19 protein-coding genes are annotated in these 18929 nt (G+C 72.2%); 15 read left to right on the forward strand and 4 right to left on the reverse strand.

Translation table 11 applies throughout. The features are described 5' to 3' along the window. Positions 1-129: 129 nt before the first annotated feature. Positions 130-1542 (reverse strand): diaminopimelate decarboxylase, encoded by a 1413-nt coding sequence (locus ACWIHT_RS05415; protein ID WP_456164692.1) that lies wholly within the window; start codon positions 1540-1542, stop codon positions 130-132. Between the two features lie 164 nt (positions 1543-1706). On the opposite strand from ACWIHT_RS05415, the gene hutU reads away from it, so the two are divergent. From hutU to hutI, 4 genes are read left to right on the forward strand one after another with little or no spacing between them, the layout of a single operon-like run. Beyond that, a complete protein-coding gene (gene hutU / locus ACWIHT_RS05420; RefSeq protein WP_456164694.1) occupies positions 1707-3371 on the forward strand; it encodes a urocanate hydratase in 1665 nt (554 codons plus the stop codon). Further along, positions 3368-4585 carry an allantoate amidohydrolase gene (locus tag ACWIHT_RS05425; RefSeq protein ID WP_456164696.1) on the forward strand — a complete coding sequence of 406 codons (1218 nt, stop codon included), beginning with the start codon at positions 3368-3370 and terminating at the stop codon, positions 4583-4585. Before hutU ends, ACWIHT_RS05425 begins: the two co-directional genes overlap by 4 nt. Next, positions 4576-5940 (forward strand): formimidoylglutamate deiminase, encoded by a 1365-nt coding sequence (locus ACWIHT_RS05430; protein ID WP_456164698.1) that lies wholly within the window; start codon positions 4576-4578, stop codon positions 5938-5940. The genes ACWIHT_RS05425 and ACWIHT_RS05430 overlap by 10 nt, the downstream gene beginning before the upstream one ends. Positions 5941-5975: 35 nt before the next feature. Then, positions 5976-7151 (forward strand): imidazolonepropionase, encoded by a 1176-nt coding sequence (gene hutI / locus ACWIHT_RS05435; protein ID WP_456164700.1) that lies wholly within the window; start codon positions 5976-5978, stop codon positions 7149-7151. Between the two features lie 18 nt (positions 7152-7169). On the opposite strand, the gene ACWIHT_RS05440 is transcribed toward hutI, so the two are convergent. Together ACWIHT_RS05440 and ACWIHT_RS05445 are read right to left on the reverse strand one after the other, a co-directional pair. Then, positions 7170-8180 carry an alpha/beta hydrolase fold domain-containing protein gene (locus tag ACWIHT_RS05440; protein ID WP_456164702.1) on the reverse strand — a complete coding sequence of 337 codons (1011 nt, stop codon included), beginning with the start codon at positions 8178-8180 and terminating at the stop codon, positions 7170-7172. A 122-nt stretch (positions 8181-8302) separates the two neighbouring features. After that, positions 8303-9346: a hypothetical protein gene (locus tag ACWIHT_RS05445; protein ID WP_456164704.1), complete on the reverse strand. Its 1044-nt coding sequence runs from the start codon at positions 9344-9346 to the stop codon at positions 8303-8305. 149 nt (positions 9347-9495) lie between these two features. Here ACWIHT_RS05445 and ACWIHT_RS05450 point away from each other — a divergent pair, with 149 nt between their 5' ends. From ACWIHT_RS05450 to ACWIHT_RS05480, 7 genes are all read left to right on the forward strand, one after another. Continuing rightward, positions 9496-9867, forward strand: a complete 372-nt coding sequence (locus ACWIHT_RS05450; protein WP_456164706.1) for a holo-ACP synthase — start codon at positions 9496-9498, stop codon at positions 9865-9867. A 58-nt stretch (positions 9868-9925) separates the two neighbouring features. Beyond that, positions 9926-11362 carry an NAD(P)H-hydrate dehydratase gene (locus ACWIHT_RS05455; protein WP_456164708.1) on the forward strand — a complete coding sequence of 479 codons (1437 nt, stop codon included), beginning with the start codon at positions 9926-9928 and terminating at the stop codon, positions 11360-11362. A gap of 96 nt (positions 11363-11458) precedes the next feature. Then, positions 11459-12355 (forward strand): L,D-transpeptidase family protein, encoded by an 897-nt coding sequence (locus tag ACWIHT_RS05460; RefSeq protein WP_456164710.1) that lies wholly within the window; start codon positions 11459-11461, stop codon positions 12353-12355. Between the two features lie 46 nt (positions 12356-12401). After that, positions 12402-13664, forward strand: coding sequence for an alanine racemase (alr, locus tag ACWIHT_RS05465; RefSeq protein ID WP_456164712.1), 1263 nt, complete (start codon positions 12402-12404; stop codon positions 13662-13664). Next, complete coding sequence (locus ACWIHT_RS05470; RefSeq protein WP_456164714.1) at positions 13661-14899, forward strand: alpha/beta fold hydrolase; 1239 nt, start codon at positions 13661-13663, stop codon at positions 14897-14899. The genes alr and ACWIHT_RS05470 overlap by 4 nt, the downstream gene beginning before the upstream one ends. Next, positions 14865-15386 (forward strand): tRNA (adenosine(37)-N6)-threonylcarbamoyltransferase complex ATPase subunit type 1 TsaE, encoded by a 522-nt coding sequence (tsaE, locus tag ACWIHT_RS05475; protein ID WP_456164716.1) that lies wholly within the window; start codon positions 14865-14867, stop codon positions 15384-15386. Before ACWIHT_RS05470 ends, tsaE begins: the two co-directional genes overlap by 35 nt. A gap of 154 nt (positions 15387-15540) precedes the next feature. Beyond that, positions 15541-15711, forward strand: coding sequence for a hypothetical protein (locus ACWIHT_RS05480; protein WP_456164718.1), 171 nt, complete (start codon positions 15541-15543; stop codon positions 15709-15711). Here the strand turns inward: ACWIHT_RS05480 and ACWIHT_RS05485 are convergent. Further along, entirely contained in the window at positions 15708-16265 is a 558-nt protein-coding gene (locus ACWIHT_RS05485) for a hypothetical protein (RefSeq protein ID WP_456164720.1), read from the reverse strand. The two genes, ACWIHT_RS05480 and ACWIHT_RS05485, sit on opposite strands and share 4 nt — an antisense overlap. Before the next feature lie 120 nt (positions 16266-16385). Here ACWIHT_RS05485 and tsaB point away from each other — a divergent pair, with 120 nt between their 5' ends. From tsaB to ACWIHT_RS05505, 4 genes are read left to right on the forward strand one after another with little or no spacing between them, the layout of a single operon-like run. Beyond that, on the forward strand, positions 16386-17039 hold the full coding sequence (gene tsaB / locus ACWIHT_RS05490; RefSeq protein ID WP_456164722.1) for a tRNA (adenosine(37)-N6)-threonylcarbamoyltransferase complex dimerization subunit type 1 TsaB: 654 nt from the start codon (positions 16386-16388) through the stop codon (positions 17037-17039). 29 nt (positions 17040-17068) lie between these two features. After that, positions 17069-17587, forward strand: a complete 519-nt coding sequence (gene rimI, locus ACWIHT_RS05495; protein ID WP_456165960.1) for a ribosomal protein S18-alanine N-acetyltransferase — start codon at positions 17069-17071, stop codon at positions 17585-17587. Continuing rightward, positions 17580-18671: a tRNA (adenosine(37)-N6)-threonylcarbamoyltransferase complex transferase subunit TsaD gene (gene tsaD / locus ACWIHT_RS05500; RefSeq protein WP_456164724.1), complete on the forward strand. Its 1092-nt coding sequence runs from the start codon at positions 17580-17582 to the stop codon at positions 18669-18671. Before rimI ends, tsaD begins: the two co-directional genes overlap by 8 nt. Beyond that, the gene (locus ACWIHT_RS05505) at positions 18668-18922 is read left to right on the forward strand and encodes a hypothetical protein (RefSeq protein ID WP_456164726.1); all 255 of its coding nucleotides are present in this window, start codon (positions 18668-18670) and stop codon (positions 18920-18922) included. The genes tsaD and ACWIHT_RS05505 overlap by 4 nt, the downstream gene beginning before the upstream one ends. Positions 18923-18929: the final 7 nt, after the last annotated feature.

Consider the following 18929-nt stretch of genomic DNA (forward strand, 5'->3'; position numbering starts at 1 on the left):
GTGTGGCCGGGGGGTGAGGGATCTGGCATTTTCCAGTGGGACATGCCTGGAGTGACTAAGGTGGGTCAACTGACCCCGTTTTCACACCAGTTGCGTGAGCCAGTTGAACCGCGCGCCCACCGGCGTGCGTCAACGGCGCCCGGGTTCGCGCAGGGTGGTGAGCGCGGAGACGTGCGCCCCTCCGGATTCGGCCACGATCTCCGCCACCGTCTGCGGCTTCCGCACGGTCGCGAACGCCACACCCCCCGAACCGTCCGGCACGAAGCCGTAAATGCCGGGCCTGGCAAGGGAGTTGTAGGCGTAGTGCGCCGCGAAGTAGTACGCCCCGGTGTCCAGCGCCGCCGCGTGATCGCCCTGCTCAAGCAACGGCAACGCCTGCCCCTCCGCCAGCAGATCACCCGCGAAACAGGCCGGACCGGCGACGTCCTGCACCACCGCGGGCCCCGACTTGGGCCGCCCCTTCCCGTCGTAGGCGGCGATCCGCAGCGGCCACGACCGCGGCGCGTACACCGTCCGGGTCGCCACCTGCACCCCCGCGTGCGTGACCGCGATCGGCCGCCCGCCGGCACTCTTGGCGTACTCGACCCGGGCCACCACCGTCCCCTGCTTGGCCAGCAGCGACCGCCCGAACTCGGTCACCAGCCCGTACCGCCCGTCGAACAGCCCCGGCACCGCCTCCTTGAGCAGCCGCGCGTACTCCGCGTACGTCGGACTCGTCGCGTCCGAACCGAAGTTGACCCCAAGCCCGCCGCCGATGTCGAGCGTGTCGATCTGCGGTCGCCCGAGCCGCGCGTTGATCTCCTCCGCGAGCGCGTACGTCTCCGCGACGCCCCGCGCCAGCAGTTCCAGCGGGATGCCCTGCGACCCGGTGTGCGCGTGCAGCCGGGTCAGCCACGGCCGCTCGGCGAACGCCCGCACCACCCACTCGCGCGCCCCCTCGTCCCGCAGCGCCACCCCGAACTTCGAGGTCGCCGTGGCGGTCGACAGCGCGGCGATCGACCCGCCGCCGATCTGCGGATTGACCCGCATCCCGAGCGGCGAACGACTCGTCGCCATGGGGGTACCTCCCATGCCTTTCGGGCTATGGGGGAGCATCAGCCCGTCCACCCGCTCCAGCTCCTGCGGGTTGTCGACGTTCACCGCGATCCCCAGCGCCAGCGCCTCCCGCAGCTCCGCCGGCGTCTTCGCGGGCGCGTCGAGCACGGTCCGCTCCGGCCGTACGCCCGCCGCTCGCGCCAGCGCCAGCTCACCGGCGCTGGCCACCTCGGCCCCGACGCCCTCCTCGCGCAGCAGCCGCAGCACCGGCACGAGGGGGCTCGCCTTGACGGCGAACGCGTGCAGCACCGGTGTCCCGGGCGCCGTCACCGCGTCGAACGCCGCCCGCAGCGCCGCCGCCGACTCCCGGATCCCCGTCACGTCCAGCAGCGCGACGATGGGGGAGTCCGGCCCCAGCAGCCCCTGTTCGACGGCGGCCCGCACCGCCTGGTCCCGGCGCACGGTCCGCTCGGCGCCGTCCGTGTGACCCTGGTCTACGTCGTACACCGCGTCCCCCGTCGTGTCGTTGCCCGTGGTCGTTACATCCAGCCAAACACTCAGAGCCTGCCCACAGAGACGCCCCCATGTATTGACTAGTTCTATTCACAAAGCCAGGATGTGAATAGCTACAGTTAAAAATCCGCTGAACGCAGTCCGCTAGGAGGCAGACCATGTCAGGACCCCGCCCCGTACGAGCACCGCGCGGTACGGAACTGAGCGCCCTGGGATGGCAGCAGGAAGCCGCCCTGCGGATGCTGCAGAACAACCTGGACCCCGAGGTCGCCGAACACCCCGACAAGCTCGTCGTCTACGGCGGCACCGGCAAGGCCGCCCGCGACTGGCGCTCCTTCGACGCCATGGTCCGCACCCTGCGCACCCTCAAGCAGGACGAGACGATGCTCGTCCAGTCCGGCCGCCCCGTCGGCGTCATGCAGACCCACGAGTGGGCGCCGCGCGTCCTCATCGCCAACTCCAACCTCGTCGGCGACTGGGCCAACTGGGAGGAGTTCCGCCGCCTTGAGGCGCTCGGCCTCACCATGTACGGCCAGATGACCGCCGGTTCGTGGATCTACATCGGCACCCAGGGCATCCTCCAGGGCACCTACGAGACCTTCGCCGCCGTCGCCGCGAAGAAGTTCAACGGCACCCTCGCCGGGACGATCACGCTGACGGCCGGCCTCGGCGGCATGGGCGGCGCCCAGCCCCTCGCCGTCACCATGAACGACGGCGTCGCGATCTGCATCGACGTCGACCCCCGCGCCATCGAACGCCGCATCGAGCACCGCTACCTGGACGTCCGCGCCGACTCCCTCGCGCACGCCCTCCAGCTCGCCGTCGAGGCCCGCGACGCCCGCCGCCCGCTCTCCATCGGCCTCCTCGGCAACGCCGCCGAACTGCTCCCGCAGATGCTCGCCGAGGGCGCCCCCATCGACATCGTGACCGACCAGACCTCGGCCCACGACCCCCTCGCCTACCTCCCGGTCGGCATCGCCTTCGAGGACATGGCCGACGCCGCCGCGAAGGACCCGGCGGGCTTCACCGTCCGCGCCCGCGAGTCCATGGCCAAGCACGTCGAGGCGATGGTGGGCTTCATGGATGCCGGCGCCGAGGTCTTCGACTACGGCAACTCGATCCGCGGCGAGGCCCAACTCGCCGGGTACGAGCGGGCGTTCGCCTTCCCCGGCTTCGTCCCCGCCTACATCCGCCCCCTCTTCTCCGAGGGCAAGGGCCCCTTCCGCTGGGCCGCCCTGTCCGGCGAGGCCTCCGACATCCACAAGACGGACAAGGCGATCCTCGACCTCTTCCCGGAGAACGAGTCCCTCCACCGCTGGATCAAGCTGGCCGGTGAGCGCGTCCACTTCCAGGGCCTGCCCGCCCGCATCTGCTGGCTCGGCTACGGCGAGCGCGACAAGGCCGGCGAGCGCTTCAACGACATGGTGGCGAGCGGTGAGTTGGCGGCCCCGCTGGCCATCGGCCGCGACCACCTCGACTGCGGCTCCGTCGCCTCCCCGTACCGCGAGACCGAGGCCATGCTCGACGGCTCCGACGCGATCGCCGACTGGCCGCTGCTGAACGCGATGGTCAACGTCGCGTCCGGCGCGTCCTGGGTCTCCATCCACCACGGCGGCGGCGTCGGCATGGGCCGCTCCATCCACGCGGGCCAGGTCTCCGTCGCCGACGGCACGAAGCTCGCCGGCGAGAAGATCCGCCGCGTGCTGACCAACGACCCCGGCATGGGTGTCATCCGGCACGTCGACGCCGGGTACGACATCGCCGAGCGGGTCGCGGACGAGCGGGGCGTGCGGGTGCCGATGCGCGAGGGTGGAGAGGCGTGACCTTCCAGAGCATGTGGGCGGAGTTGCTGCCGATCGGCCGTAACTCCGCCTCCGGCGGCTACCGCCGCTATGCCTGGACAGGCGCCGACGCCGAGTGCCGGGCCTGGTTCGAGCAGCAGGCCAAGGCGCGCGGCCTGACCTACGAACTCGACCGCAACGGCAACCAGTGGGCCTGGCTCGGCGACCCCGCCGCCGGGGACGCCGTCGTCACGGGGTCGCATCTCGACTCGGTGCCCGACGGTGGCGCCTTCGACGGGCCCCTCGGTGTCGTCTCGTCCTTCGCCGCGCTCGACGAACTGCGGGGCAGGGGCGCGGAGTTCACCAGGCCCCTCGCCATCGTCAACTTCGGTGACGAGGAAGGTGCCCGCTTCGGGCTCGCCTGTGTCGGGTCGCGGCTGGCCGCCGGGCAGCTCACCGTCGAACAGGCGCACCGGCTGACCGACGGGGACGGGGTCACGCTGCCGCAGGCCATGGCGGCGGCCGGTTACGACGCCGACGCCATCGGTCCCGACCCCGAACGGCTCGCCCGTGTCGGCGCGTTCGTCGAACTCCACGTCGAGCAGGGCCGCGAGCTGGACCTGTCCGGCGACCGGGTCGGCATCGCCAGCGCCATCTGGCCGCACGGGCGCTGGCGGTTCGACTTCCGGGGCGAGGCCAACCACGCCGGTACCACCAGGCTGGTGGACCGCCGCGACCCCATGCTGTCGTACGCCGAGACCGTGCTCGCCGCCCGCCGCGAGGCCCAACTCGCCGGTGCCGTCGCCACGTTCGGGAAGATCGCCGTCGAGCCGAACGGCGTCAACGCCATCCCCTCCCTGGTGCGCGGCTGGCTCGACTCCCGCGCCGCCGACCAGGACACCCTGGACATGGTGGTCACCGGCGTCGAGAAGGCGGCCCGCGAGTACGCGGAGGCGCACGGCGTCGACCTCGACGTCGTCCGGGAGTCCTTCACCCCGGTCGTCGAGTTCGACCACGCCCTGCGCGACGAACTCGCCCGCGTCCTGGGCAAGGACACCGACCTCAGGGTCCCCGTCCTCGGTACCGGTGCCGGACACGACGCCGGAATCCTCTCCGGGAGCATCCCGACCGCCATGCTGTTCGTGCGCAACCCCACGGGCGTCTCGCACTCCCCGGCCGAGTTCGCGGCCGAGGGCGACTGCGTGGCCGGGGTGACCGCACTCGCCGACGTACTGGAAGGGCTGGCATGCAGGTGACCCACCCCACCACGCACCCCACCGCGCGGACGTACTGGCTGGAACACGCCTGGCTCGACACCAACGTTGAGCCGGGCGTCGCCCTGGAGGTGACGGACGGTCGTATCACCGCCGTCCGCACCGAGGTCGACACCCCGCCCCCCGGCGCCGAGATCCTGCGCGGACTCACCCTCCCCGGGCTCGCCAACGCCCACAGCCACGCCTTCCACCGCGCCCTGCGGTCCACCGTCCAGGTCGGCTCCGGCACCTTCTGGACCTGGCGGGAGTTCATGTACTCCTTCGCCGACCAGCTCACCCCGGACACGTACCACGCGCTGGCCCGCGCGGTGTACGCCGAGATGGCGCTGGCCGGGATCACGGCGGTCGGCGAGTTCCACTATGTGCACCACGCCCACGGCGGCACCCCCTACGCCGACCCCAACGCCATGGGCGAGGCACTCATCGCCGCCGCCTCCGAAGCCGGTATCCGCATCACCCTCCTCGACACCGCCTATCTCTCCTCCGGCTTCGGACAGCCCCCCAACCACCACCAGCTCCGCTTCTCCGACGGAAGCGCGGACGCCTGGGCGGAACGCTGTTCACTTCTCAAGGAACGGGATCACGCGCGGATCGGTGCCGCCATCCACTCCGTACGGGCCGTGCCCGCCGGTGAGTTGGCGACCGTGGCCCGCTGGGCCGAGGAGCGGCGGGCCCCGCTCCATGTGCATCTGTCCGAGCAGACCGCCGAGAACGACGCCTGCCGTGCCGCCCACGACTGCACGCCGACCCAACTCCTCGCCGATAACGGCGTGTTGGGACCGCGCACCACCGGCGTCCACAACACGCACCTCACGGACGAGGACATCGCGCTGCTGGGGCGCTCGGGCACCGGCACCTGCATGTGCCCGACGACCGAACGCGACCTCGCCGACGGCATCGGCCCCGCCGTGGCCCTCCAGCGGGCAGGCTCACCGCTCTCCCTCGGCTCCGACAGCCACGCCGTCATCGACCTGCTCGAAGAGGCCCGCGCGATGGAGCTGAACGAGCGCCTGCGCACCCGCACCCGGGGCCACTGGACCGCGGCGGCCCTCCTCCGCGCGGCCTCCGCCGACGGCCACGCGGCCCTCGGCTGGGACGAGGCGGGCAGCCTCACGGCAGGCGCCCTCGCCGACTTCACGACGATCGCGCTCGACTCGGTCAGGACAGCGGGGCCGGTGCCCAGGCTCGGCGCCGAGACGGCCGTATTCGCGGCGACGGCAGCGGACGTACGGCACACCGTCGTGGGCGGGCGGCACGTCGTACGCGACGGAGCGCACGTGCTCGTACCGGATGTGCCGCAAGCGCTCGCGCAGGCAGTCGAAGCCCTGCGCGCATAGACACGAACGCCGAACTCCGCACCCACGAGGACACGATGAGCAGCAGCACTGTCATCACCAACATCGCCACGCTGGTCACCAACGACCCCTCCCTCGGTGACGGATCTCCCCTCGGTCTGATCCAGGACGCGGCCGTCGTCATCGACGGCGACCGCGTCGCGTGGACCGGTGAGACAAGCAAAGCACCCGCCACTGACAATTGGGTCGACGCCGGTGGGAGGGCGGTCCTGCCGGGCTTCGTGGACTCCCACTCGCACCTCGTCTTCGCGGGCGACCGCACGCAGGAGTTCAACGCCCGCATGTCCGGGCGGGCCTACAGCGCGGGCGGCATCCGTACGACGGTCGCGGCGACGCGCGCCGCGAGCGACGCGGAGCTGGAGGCGAACCTCACCCGCCACCTCGACGAGGCCCTCCGCCAGGGCACCACCACCTTCGAGACGAAGTCCGGCTACGGCCTGACGGTCGCCGACGAGTCCCGCGCCCTGCGCATCGCCGCCGCGCACACCGACGAGGTGACGTACCTCGGCGCGCACATCGTCTCGCCCGACTACGCCGACGACCCCGCCGCATACGTGGCACTCGTCACCGGCGAGATGCTCGACGCCTGTGCCCCGTACGCCCGTTGGATCGACGTGTTCTGCGAGAAGGGCGCCTTCGACGGCGACCAGGCGCGCGCCATCCTGACCGCGGGCAAGGCGAAGGGCCTGCACCCGCGCATCCACGCCAACCAGCTCTCCTACGGCCCCGGCGTCCAACTCGCCGTCGAACTGGACGCGGCCAGCGCCGACCACTGCACTCACCTGACGGACGCGGACGTCGACGCGCTGGCGAGCGGCCGTACCGTCGCGACCCTGCTGCCCGGCGCCGAGTTCTCGACGCGGGCCCAGTGGCCGGACGCGCGCAGGCTCCTGGACGCCGGAGTCACCGTCGCGCTGTCCACCGACTGCAACCCGGGCTCGTCCTTCACGTCCTCCGTGCCCTTCTGCGTCGCGCTCGCGGTGCGGGACATGGGGATGACGCCGGACGAGGCGGTGTGGTCGGCCACGGCGGGCGGGGCCGCGGCCCTGCGCCGGGACGACTTGGGCCGGATCGCACCAGGCGCCCGCGCCGACCTGATCCTGCTCGACGCGCCCAGCCATGTGCATCTGGCCTACCGGCCGGGCGTGCCGCTGGTCAGCGGGGTGTGGCGGCGGGGTACGCGGACGGTCTGACGGCGATCACGGCAGGACTCACCGCTCCGTCGCGTCAAGACGGTGGTGGAGGAACCCGGTGATGACGCCCATCGTGGCGGCGGAGGTCCACGGCAGTCCGGTGTCCGGGTGGCCGAGGAACCCGACGTCTCCGTGGTTGGCGCCCTCCAGGACGTAGCGGGTGCTGTCGCCCCCGGCGGCACGCAGCGCCTGGTGCACATGCTGCGTCTGGGACGGGGAGACGAGCATGTCCTCGCTGCCGTGCAGGAACAGGAACGGCGGCGCCGAGACGGTCGCGTGGGTCGCCGGGTCCGCGGCACGCACCGCGTCGGGGATCTCCGGGAACGGTGCGCCCGGACTGCCGAGGTACGCCGAGAAGTGCGTGGCCCGGAGTCGGTAGTGCAGCTGGGCCGCCTCGTCGAAGGCGTCGGCGATGGCGGAGAGTTCGGAGCTGCCGTAGGCGTCGATCACGGCCCGCACCTGCCCCTGCGGGGCCGGGTCCGAGGCGCCGGAGAACTCGGGCAGACCGTCCGTGACACCCGTCAGCGCGGCCACATGACCACCCGCCGACTCGCCCCACAGGGCGACCGCACCCGCGTCGATGCCGAAGTCGTCGGCGTGCGACCGCAGATGGGCCAGGGCCGCGCGGACATCGCGGACGGAGTCGTGGAAGGTGGCGCCGTCAGGGGCGACGCGGTACTCGACACTGGCGACGACGAAACCGGACTCGGCGACATGCCGGCGCGCCTCGAACGCCATCGCCTTGTTGCAGCGGAGAAACGCGCCCCCGGGGAGGTAGACGACCAGGGGGAGCCGTTCGTCGCCGACTGGCCGCAGGACGTCGAGCTTCAGCTCGCGCCGAGCCCCGCCGGGCAGTTCGACGCTCGCGTAGACGACGTCGCCACGGCTGTCCACGGCGACGGTGCCGAGGGACATCTGCGCGTCCGGGTCGACGTCCAGGAGCGTGCTGTCGGTGAGGTCGGGCGGCGCGATGGTGGTGGCGACGGGGACGGGCAGGGCAAGAGAAGGCTTGGCGGGTGTGGCGGGCATGGTCTCTCCGATCGTCGTGGAACGTGCGGTGAGAGAAAAGTTCCAGCCCGCGCCGACAAGCGGCCGACAACGGACCGGCACCCCCGACAGGCACCCGACATCGCGGCCTGCGACCCTTCCGTTCAGTCGCTGTTGTCGATGCTCCACGCGCGGAACGCGCCCTTGGTGATGCGTCCCAGAAGGGTGTTGAAGTCGGCCTTGACGGCCTCCGGGGTCTTCTCCGGGGGGAACAGGGGCTTGATGGGCTGCCGTTCCTCGGACAGGGCGTCGGCCAGGCGGGACTTGTAGGCGTTGTAGACGGCCGCGATGTCCTGGCGGATCGCCGGGCCCTCGTTGTTGCCCAGGAGGGGCATTCCGCGCATGCGGTTGTCGTTCGTCGCGGCGATGGAGGCCACGTCCATGAGGAAGCAGTCGAGGAGGTCGGTGACGTCCTGTTCCCGGGCGCCCGGCTCCTTGTTGCGCGCGTCCCGCAGCAGCAGGTCCGCCATCTCCAGGGTAACGTCGCGGTAGATCGTGTACCGCGGGCTCCCGGGGATGACGCCGAGCACGTGGTCGGCCTGTTTGGCGGCGTCGGTGTTCATCGACGCGAACCCGTCGGGATGCGGCTTGTCCTCAAGACCGGGCACCGGGAAGGGCACACTCCGGAAGGCCTCTTCCTCGTCGCGCATACGGGGGGCGGCGGCCGCCATCGGATGGATGCCGAACTCATGGCAGAGCATGCCCATGATGTAGCCGACGTCGTAGTTCTCCAGGTAGTAGGCGGCCATCGTCACGAAGACACCGTCTGCCCCCTTGTCGACGACGTCCGCAGGGGTCTGTGTCGTCCGCTTCTCCAGGGTGATCCGACAGGTCCGGCCGTCGAGGAAGGACGTGATCGCGGTGTTGGCGGACAGGAGTTCCAGCACCCGGGTGGCCTTGCCCTGCGATTCGGGGAACTTGAGGGACACGTTGGTGAACGCGATGTTCCCGCTCGACAGCTTGCTCCGCTGGACGACCGGCGCCGACCGCCCACCGAGCATCCGTACGACGTTGGCGTTGCCCGCCCTCGACTGGAGCGACAGCAACTCGTGCGCGGGCCGGGTGGCGGTGTCGGCTGCGGGGCCGCTCAGCGGGGCACGCCGGGCTACGGCGTCGTCCCGCGCGCGGGCTTCGTCTCGGGCGTGCACGTCCTCACCTCTGGCCTGGAGTCGCGATCTTCGTTGTCTACACGTCGGCCGGACGCCCCGACGAGGTACTACGGGGCAACGAATCCGCGCCGGAAAACCCCTCCACCTGCCCACAAGGGCAGGACCGGTGCCGCCGTAGGGTGCTCGGCATGAGCATCATCGGGGTTGGTATCGACGTGGCCGAGATCGACCGGTTCGCGGCGTCGCTGGCGCGTACGCCCGGGATGGCCCGACGCCTCTTCCTGGACAGCGAGTTGCTGCTGCCGAGCGGTGAGCGCCGGGGACCCGCCTCCCTCGCCGCCCGCTTCGCCGCCAAGGAGGCCCTGGCGAAGGCCCTGGGGGCACCGGCAGGGCTGCACTGGACGGACGCCGAGGTCTACGTCGAGGACAGCGGGCAGCCGAGGCTGCGGGTGACGGGCACGGTCGCCGCGCGGGCGGCCGAACTGGGCGTCCGCTCCTGGCACGTGTCGTTGAGCCACGATGCGGGGGTGGCGTCGGCGGTGGTGATCGCGGAGGGGTGACGGGGAGCCCGGTCCGCCCGGGTGCGGTCCGTGCCTCTCCCGGGGCAGACTCGACCGCATGCGTACTGCGTACAGCGTGGAGACGGTAAGAGCGGCCGAACGGCGGCTGATGGCACGGCTTCCCGAGGGCGCGCTGATGCAGCGCGCGGCGGCCGGACTGGCTGTCGCCTGCGCCCAGTTGACGGGCCGGGTCTACGGCAGCCGGGTCGCGCTGCTGGTCGGCAGCGGGGACAACGGCGGCGACGCGCTCTACGCCGGGGCACGGCTGGCGCGGCGCGGCGCGGCCGTCACGGCGGTGCTGCTCGCGCCCGACCGCACCCACCCGCGCGGGCTCACGGCGCTGCTCCGCGCGGGCGGTCGTACCGTGTCGCCGGACGCCGCCGAGGAACCGGTCCTGCGCGCCGACCTCGTCCTCGACGGGATCGTCGGGATCGGCGGCCGGGGCGGGCTGCGGCCGGACGCCGCGCGGCTCGCGGCCCTCGCCGGGGACTCCCGGGGTGTCGTCGTCGCCGTAGACCTGCCGAGCGGTGTCGAGGCGGACACGGGCGAGGTGCTGGGCGCCGCGGTCCGGGCCGACCTCACCGTCACCTTCGGCACCCACAAGCCGGGGCTGCTGATCGACCCCGCGCGCGAGTACGCCGGTTCCGTACGGTTCGTCGACATCGGACTCGGTGCCGAACTGCCCGTCGAACCCGAGCTGGAGGCCCTCCAGCACGCGGACGTGGCGGCCCTGCTGCCCGTGCCGGACGCCGAGAGCGACAAGTACCGGCGCGGGGTCGTGGGCATCGCCGCCGGGTCCGGGCGCTACCCGGGCGCGGCCGTGCTCGCCGTCGCCGGGGCGCTGCGGGGCGGCGCGGGGGCCGTACGGTACGTCGGTCCGGCCGCGGACGCGGTGATCGCGCGGTTCCCGGAGGCCCTGGTGTCGGACCGGGGGCCCGCCAAGGCGGGGCGGGTGCAGGCGTGGGTCGTCGGGCCCGGGGCGGGCGACGACGCGGCGACGGTGGCGGAGGTGGTGACGGCCGACGTGCCGGTGCTCATCGACGCGGACGGCCTGCGGCTCGCCGACCCCGAGGCCGTACGGGCGCGTACGGCCCCGACGCTGATGACCCCCCACGCGGGGGAGGCCGCCGCGCTCCTGGGGGTCCCGCGCGCGGAGGTCGAGGCGGCGCGGCTGGCCTCCGTGCGGCGGTTGGCGCGGCGGTACGGGGCGACCGTGCTCCTCAAGGGCTCGACGACGCTGGTCGCCGACTCCGGGGGCGGTGCGGTGCGGGTCAATCCGACGGGCACCGGCTGGCTGGCCACGGCGGGCAGCGGTGACGTGCTGTCGGGGCTCGCGGGCTCGTTGCTGGCGGCGGGGCTGCCGGCGTTCGACGCGGGCAGCGTGGGGGCGTATCTGCACGGCCTCGCGGGGCGGCTGGCGGCGGACGGCGCGCCGGTGGGGGCGCACGACGTGGCGGAGGCGGTGCGGACGGCGTGGCGGGACGTGCGGGACTGACGCGTTCCCGCACCTGCGGCACCCCCGCTCGTCAATAAGGGTGACCCCTCCGCGCGGCACCCGCTTCCCGTCGGGGTGCCGCGTTTCTCTGATCGCATGATCAGTACACGAATCGCGCACAGAAGCCTCGCGGTGCTGCTCACCGCGGTGATCGCCCTCCCCATCGGGACCGGGACCGCCTGGGCCGACGGACCGGCACCGGCACCCGGGCCCGGTGAGACCGAACTCGTACCGGGCGTGCCCCCGGGGCCGTATCAGCCCTGGCAGATCGACACGCCCGACCAGGCCCTCGTCCCCAAGGTGTACACGCCGACCGCAGAGGAGGACCGGGTCGAGCCGCGGGACGCGGCTGCGGGGACGTACGCGCTCGTCGAGTACGTGCCGATCGGGGACGCCGTGGCGAAGGTCTCGTGCAGCAAGCAGACCGGGCCCTACCAGCGGGGCGTGGAGCGGTGGTTGAAGCTCAAGGCGGACGGTCGGCAGTCGGCCGCCGACTGCAAGGCGATCAAGGCCTTCCAGAAGAAGCAGGGCATCAAGCCCGCGATCGGCTTCGCCGGACCGGTGACCTGGGCGCGTATGCAGCTCCTCGCCGCCAAGAAGAACCCGAACGCGGCCCGGAAGTGCCCCGTCCGCTCGTACCGCGTCGCCTGTGTCGATCTCGACCGGCAGCTCACCTGGGTGCAGAAGGGCAAGAAGGTCGTCTTCGGGCCGGTGCCGATGCGCAGCGGACGCGGCGGACATGTCACGCGGGGCGGCTGGCACAAGATCTACTGGAAGCACAAGAACCACTGGTCGACCCTCTACAACAGCCCTATGCCGTATGCCCAGTTCTTCGACGGCGGCATCGCCTTCCACGCCGTCTACGGCAGCATCTACACCACCACCGGCTCCTGGGGCTGCGTCAACCTGCGCCTGGCCGACGCCCGCAAGCTGTGGACCGTCCTCAAGAAGGGCGACCGCGTTTATGTGTGGGGCCACCGGCCCGGAAACTAGGCGGGCCTGCGGGCTTGTCAGTCCCCTCTGAGAGACTGGGGGCGTCATGAACGAGACAGCAACTGCGCCGACCGCGCCCCTGCGCGCCCGCGCCGAGATCGACCTCGGTGCCCTGCGGGCCAATGTGCGGACCCTGCGCGCCCTCGCGCCGGGCGCCGCCCTCATGGCCGTCGTCAAGTCCGACGCGTACGGCCACGGCGCCCTGCCGTGCGCCCGCGCGGCCGTCGAGGCGGGCGCGACCTGGCTCGGTACGGCCACCCCCGAGGAGGCCCTCGACCTGCGGGCCCGCGCCGGACTGCCTGCCGGGGTGCGGATCATGTGCTGGCTCTGGACCCCCGGCGGTCCGTGGCGCGAGGCCGTCGAGGCCGACCTCGACATGTCGCTCAGCGACATGTGGGCGCTGCGGGAGGTCGTGGCGGCCGCCCGCGAAACAGGTCTCCCCGCGCGCGTGCAGCTCAAGGCCGACACCGGACTCGGGCGCAACGGCTGCCAGCCCGGCGACGACTGGGCCGAGCTGGTCGGCGAGGCCCTGCGCGCGGAGGCCGAAGGCCTGCTCCGCATCACCGGCCTCTGGTCGCACTTCGCCTGCGCCGACGAACCAGGGCACCCCTCCGTGGACGCCCAACTCGCCCTCTTCCGCGAGATGGTCGCCTACGCGGAGGACCAGGGCGTACGGCCCGAGGTCCGCCACATCGCCAACTCGCCCGCCACCCTCACCCGCCCCGACTCCCACTTCGACCTCGTCCGCACGGGCATCGCCGTCTACGGCGTCTCGCCCATCCCCGAGCAGGGCTCCTCGGCCGACTTCGGACTGCGGCCGGTGATGACCCTGAAGGCGTCCGTCGCCCTGGTGAAGCAGGTGCCCGGCGGGCACGGCGTCAGCTACGGCCACCACTACGTCACCCCGGGCACGACCACCCTCGGCCTCATCCCCGTCGGCTACGCGGACGGCATCCCCCGGCACGCCTCGGGCACCGGCCCGGTCCTGGTCGGCGGCAAGTGGCGCACGGTCGCGGGCCGGGTCGCCATGGACCAGTTCGTCGTAGACCTCGGAGGGGACGAGCCGGAGCCCGGGACGGAGGCGATCCTCTTCGGCCCCGGCGACCGCGGCGAGCCCACCGCCGAGGACTGGGCCCAGGCCGCGGGCACCATCGCCTACGAGATCGTGACCCGCATCGGAACACGCGTTCCCCGCGTCTACGTCGATGAGGGCGTCCCCGACGACGACGTCCTCGTGGATGAGGTCCTCCCCGGGTATGAGGTGGACGACGCGGCGCAGGGCCGGGACGGGAAGAGGAGCGGCACGTGAGCGAGAGCAGCGCGGAGGCGATCGCCGAACTCGCCTCCGCCGCCACGGGGGTGGCCGGCAACTGGCGCAAGGTGACCGGAATCGCGGGCGCCGCGATAGGGGTGATCGCCGCCGGTGCCGCGGCCGGTGTCGCCATAGAGCGGATGACGGTCGGGCGCGGCATGCGCGAGCGGGCGCGGCTGGCGCTCGACTCCACGGGACCGTACGGCTCGCTGCGCGGCATCCCCGGCACGGCCGTCGCGGACGACGGCACCGAGCTGTACTACGAGGTCGACGACATCGAGCCCGAGGTCGCCGTCACCCCGAAGCGCCGCAGGCTCTTCGGACGCAAGGCACCGGCCCCGGTCACCGTCGTCTTCAGTCACGGCTACTGCCTCAACCAGGACTCCTGGCACTTCCAGCGGGCGGCCCTGCGCGGGGTCGTACGGACCGTGCACTGGGACCAGCGCAGTCACGGCCGTTCCGCGCGCGGGGTCGCGCAGCTGGAAGACGACATGCCGCTCACCATCGACCAGTTGGGCCGCGACCTGAAGGCCGTGCTCGACGCGGCCGTGCCCGAGGGGCCGATCGTGCTCGTCGGGCACTCCATGGGCGGCATGACGGTGATGGCACTGGCCGATCAGTATCCGGACCTGATCCGCGACCGGGTCGTGGCCACCGCCTTCGTCGGTACGTCCGCCGGGCGGCTCGGCGAGGTCAACTTCGGGCTGCCCGTCGCCGGGGTCAACGCGGTACGGCGGGTGCTGCCCGGCGTCCTGAAGGCGCTCGGTCAGCAGGCCGCGCTGGTGGAGCGGGGGCGGCGGGCCACCGCCGATCTGTTCGCCGGGATCATCAAGCGGTACTCGTTCGCGTCGCGGGACGTCGACCCGGCGGTCGCGCGGTTCGCGGAGCGGATGATCGAGGGCACGCCCATCGACGTCGTCGCCGAGTTCTACCCGGCGTTCACCGACCATGACAAGACGGCGGCCCTCACCCACTTCAAGGACATGCCGGTGCTCGTGCTGGCCGGGATCGGCGATCTCGTCACGCCCAGTGAGCACAGCGAGGCCATCGCCGACCAGCTGCCGGACGCCGAGCTGGTGCTCGTGCCGGACGCCGGGCACCTGGTCATGCTGGAGCACCCGGAGGTCGTCACCGACCGCCTCGCCGACCTGCTCACCCGCGCGGGTGCCGTGCCGGCAGGGGCTACCGTAAGCGGCTATGGAAGCACCAGCAGCACCGCACAACGCGGCTGAGCCCCTGTCCGTCTCGATCACCGTCAACTCCCCCGAGCAGATGGGGGAGTTGGGGCGCCGCCTGGCCAAGCTGCTGCGCGCGGGCGACCTCGTGATGCTCACGGGTGAACTCGGCGCCGGCAAGACGACGCTGACCCGGGGCCTCGGCGAGGGGCTCGGCGTGCGCGGCGCGGTCACCTCGCCGACGTTCGTCATCGCACGCGTGCACCCCTCGCTGGGGGAGGGGCCGCCGCTGGTCCACGTCGACGCGTATCGCCTGAGCGGCGGGCTCGACGACATGGAGGACCTCGACCTCGACGTGTCGCTGCCGGAGTCGGTGATCGTCGTGGAGTGGGGCGAGGGCAAGGTCGAGGAGCTGACCGACGACCGGCTGTCGGTCGTCATCCACCGGGCCGTCGGCGACACCACGGACGAGGTACGGCACGTGACCGTCACCGGGCTCGGTGAGCGGTGGGCCGCGGTCGAGCTGGGTGTGCTCGGCGCGTGACTCCCTGATGCCCGGTTGGGTGGGTTCCGACAAGATGGTTCCGACAAGGTGTCGGCAAGATGTTGCGTTTCGGGTCTCGCGCGTGGTCACATGGTACCCAGTTAGTAGTTAGGTCTACCTAACTACGTCCGCCCCCAGGTCCCAGGAGGCGTCCATGTCGGCTTCGTCGGCTTCAGAGAACCAGGACCGCCCGCAGCCGTATGCGTTCGCCGGGGTGTCCATGCGGGAGTTGTTGGCGGCGGGTGAGGCGGCGAGGGCGGTCTCGACCCCACCGCGTGTACCGGAGCCGGTGGACACACCCGTGACACAGCGCAAAGCCGCCTAGCGGATCACCACCACCGACTGCCCGATCGTCGCGAACTCCCACATCGCCGTGCCGTCCTCGACCGACTCCCGGATGCCGCCGGACTTCGCCGTGGGGTCGGGTTGCTGGGTCGCGCCGTTGAGCGCCGCGCTGAAGCCGATCGCGAGCCCGCCCGTGCTGGTGAAGCGGACGACGTGCTGGATGGGGGTGCCGTCGGTGCCGGTGACCGCGTTCGAGCGGGACGTGACCCAGTAGGAGCCCAGAGCCGGATCCACCGTCCCGGGGGTGACCTTGAACGTCCGGTTGACCTTGTCGTTCTCGGCGACCAGCCACACCCGGTCGTCGTCCAGCGAGTACACGACCCGCTCGCCCTTGCCGGAGCCCGCGGGCAGCGCGGCGGGGTTCCTCTTGTCGCGGGGCGCCTTCGAGGTGGCCACCGCCGGCGGGGCGCTCGCACGGGCCGTACCGCCCATCCCGGCAGGGACGCTCGCCGACGCCTGATAGGCGAGGAAACCGACCGTGGCGAGCGCCGCCACGGTGAGCCCGGCCACGATTCCCGAGCTGCTGCCGGCCATCGGCGCCCACCTCCGTGTCTTGTATGTCCAGTAAGTACGGTGACGGTAGGTGACGGTAGCAGTCGGGCCGGGCGGACCGGGGCGGCCGTGCCCGGGGCGCCGGAGCCGTAGGCTGTTTGCGTGCTCTTGCTCGCTCTGGATACCGCCACCCCCGCAGTCACCGTCGCCCTGCACGACGGCGAGGCCATCATCGCCTCGTCGAGTCAGGTGGACGCGCGCCGCCACGGTGAGCTGCTGCTCCCGGCCGTCGACCGTGTGCTCGCCGACGCGGGGCTCACGCTCGACGCCGTCACGGGAATCGTCGTCGGCATCGGCCCCGGCCCCTACACCGGGCTGCGCGTCGGGCTGATGACCGCCGACACGTTCGGACTCGCGCTCGGCGTGCCCGTGCACGGTGTGTGCACGCTGGACGGCCTCGCCCACGCCGCCGATCTCGACGGCCCCTTCGTCGTGGCCACCGACGCGCGCCGCAAGGAGGTCTACTGGGCCCGCTACGCCGACTCCCGCACCCGGGTCACCGACCCGGCCGTGGACCGGCCCGCCGACATCGCCGACGAGGTGGCGGGGCTGCCCGCCGTCGGCGCGGGCGCCCTGCTCTACCCGGACACCTTCCCGTCCGCCCACGAGCCGCAGCACGTGTCCGCCGCCGCACTCGCCTCCCTGGCCGCCGAGAGACTGGCGGCGGGCGTCGAACTCCCCGCGCCCCGGCCGCTCTACCTGCGCCGCCCCGACGCGCAGGTCCCCAAGAACTACAAGGTGGTCACCCCCAAGTGACCGAATCCACGAGCCCCCGGCTGCGCGAGATGCGCTGGTGGGACATCGACCCCGTGCTGGAACTTGAGAAGGACCTCTTCCCCGAGGACGCCTGGTCCCGGGGCATGTTCTGGTCCGAACTGGCCCACGCGCGGGGCGCCGAGGCGACCCGCCGGTACCTGGTGGCCGAGGCGACCGGCGAACAGTACGAGGGCGGTGTCCGGGTCATCGGCTACGCGGGCCTCGCCACCACCGGCGACCAGGCCGACATCCAGACCATCGCCGTCGCCCGCGACCACTGGGGCACCGGCCTCGGTGGCACCCTGCTCACCGAACTCCTCAGCGCGGCAAGCGAGTTCGAGTGCGCCGAGGTCATGCTCGAATGCCGCGTGGACAACGTCCGCGCGCAGAAACTCTACGAGCGCTTCGGCTTCGCGCCCATCGGCTTCCGGCGCGGCTACTACCAGCCGGGCAACGTCGACGCCCTGGTGATGCGCCTGACCACAGACCCCGACAGCGGCCCCGCCGCCGGGTCGCCTTCCGTACAAGGAACCGAGTTCAATGACTGACGAACCCCTCGTCCTCGGCATCGAGACCTCCTGCGACGAGACCGGCGTCGGCATCGTCCGCGGCCACACCCTGCTCGCCGACGCGATCGCGTCCAGCGTCGACGAACACGCCCGCTTCGGCGGGGTCGTACCCGAGGTGGCGTCCCGCGCCCACCTGGAGGCGATGGTCCCGACGATCCAGCGCGCCCTGAAGGACGCGGGCATCAGCGCGAGCGACCTCGACGGCATCGCGGTCACGGCGGGTCCGGGCCTCGCGGGCGCGCTCCTGGTAGGCGTCTCGGCGGCGAAGGCATACGCCTACGCGCTGGGCAAGCCGCTCTACGGCGTGAACCACCTCGCCTCCCACATCTGCGTCGACCAGCTCGAACACGGCGCACTCCCGGAGCCGACGATGGCCCTGCTGGTCTCCGGCGGCCACTCCTCCCTCCTCCTCTCCTCGGACATCACCTCGGACGTACGACCGCTCGGCGCGACGATCGACGACGCGGCGGGCGAGGCCTTCGACAAGATCGCCCGCGTCCTGAACCTCGGCTTCCCGGGCGGCCCGGTCATCGACCGGTACGCGAAGGAGGGCGACCCTACGGCGATCACGTTCCCGCGCGGACTGACCGGGCCGCGCGACCCGGCGTACGACTTCTCCTTCTCCGGGCTGAAGACGTCCGTGGCCCGCTGGATCGAGGCGAAGCGGGCGGCGGGGGAGGACGTGCCGGTGCGCGATGTGTCGGCGTCCTTCCAGGAGGCGGTCGTCGACGTCCTCACCCGCAAGGCCGTCCGGGCCTGCAAGGACGAGGGCGTCGACCACCTGATGATCGGCGGCGGAGTCGCCGCGAACTCCCGCCTGCGGGTGTTGGCGGCGGAACGCTGCGAGGCGGCCGGCATCCGCCTGCGCGTCCCGCGCCCCAAGCTGTGCACGGACAACGGCGCGATGGTCGCCGCGCTCGGCGCGGAAATGGTCGCCCGCAACCGCACCCCGTCGGACTGGGACCTCTCGGCGGACTCCTCGCTGCCGGTCACGGAAACGCACGTCCCCGGCCACTCCCACGATCACGTGCACGAGGTCGGCAAGGAGAACCTGTACTCGTGACGGTCGCGCTGATGTGGGAGGCGAGGGCGACCGAGGGCCGGGGGGCCGAACTGCTTGCCTGGGCGCGGGCACAACGGTTGTCGGCCGAGCCCCTACGCCGGGAGTTCCTCCGCGCCCCCCAGGACCGCGTCCTCGTCATCACGTGGTGGGACGCGGCCTACGACACCGAGCTGCCCGAACTCCCTGAGCCGGAGGGGGAGTTGGTCACGCGGGCGGTGCATCGGTGGCGGTTCGAGTCGGTGGGGGAGTGACGGCCGA

It is taken from the genome of Streptomyces sp. NPDC002276, from assembly GCF_053891435.1.

Excerpts from the sequence above, each read along its gene's own strand:
- hutU (WP_456164694.1), top strand. The coding sequence starts at position 1,707 with ATGTCAGGACCCCGCCCCGTACGAGCACCGCGCGGTACGGAACTGAGC.
- ACWIHT_RS05430 (WP_456164698.1), top strand. The coding sequence starts at position 4,576 with ATGCAGGTGACCCACCCCACCACGCACCCCACCGCGCGGACGTACTGG.
- hutI (WP_456164700.1), top strand. The coding sequence starts at position 5,976 with ATGAGCAGCAGCACTGTCATCACCAACATCGCCACGCTGGTCACCAAC.
- ACWIHT_RS05440 (WP_456164702.1), bottom strand. The coding sequence starts at position 8,180 with ATGCCCGCCACACCCGCCAAGCCTTCTCTTGCCCTGCCCGTCCCCGTC.
- ACWIHT_RS05450 (WP_456164706.1), top strand. The coding sequence starts at position 9,496 with ATGAGCATCATCGGGGTTGGTATCGACGTGGCCGAGATCGACCGGTTC.
- ACWIHT_RS05455 (WP_456164708.1), top strand. The coding sequence starts at position 9,926 with ATGCGTACTGCGTACAGCGTGGAGACGGTAAGAGCGGCCGAACGGCGG.
- ACWIHT_RS05460 (WP_456164710.1), top strand. The coding sequence starts at position 11,459 with ATGATCAGTACACGAATCGCGCACAGAAGCCTCGCGGTGCTGCTCACC.
- alr (WP_456164712.1), top strand. The coding sequence starts at position 12,402 with ATGAACGAGACAGCAACTGCGCCGACCGCGCCCCTGCGCGCCCGCGCC.
- tsaE (WP_456164716.1), top strand. The coding sequence starts at position 14,865 with ATGGAAGCACCAGCAGCACCGCACAACGCGGCTGAGCCCCTGTCCGTC.
- ACWIHT_RS05480 (WP_456164718.1), top strand. The coding sequence starts at position 15,541 with ATGTCGGCTTCGTCGGCTTCAGAGAACCAGGACCGCCCGCAGCCGTAT.
- ACWIHT_RS05485 (WP_456164720.1), bottom strand. The coding sequence starts at position 16,265 with ATGGCCGGCAGCAGCTCGGGAATCGTGGCCGGGCTCACCGTGGCGGCG.
- rimI (WP_456165960.1), top strand. The coding sequence starts at position 17,069 with ATGCGCTGGTGGGACATCGACCCCGTGCTGGAACTTGAGAAGGACCTC.
- tsaD (WP_456164724.1), top strand. The coding sequence starts at position 17,580 with ATGACTGACGAACCCCTCGTCCTCGGCATCGAGACCTCCTGCGACGAG.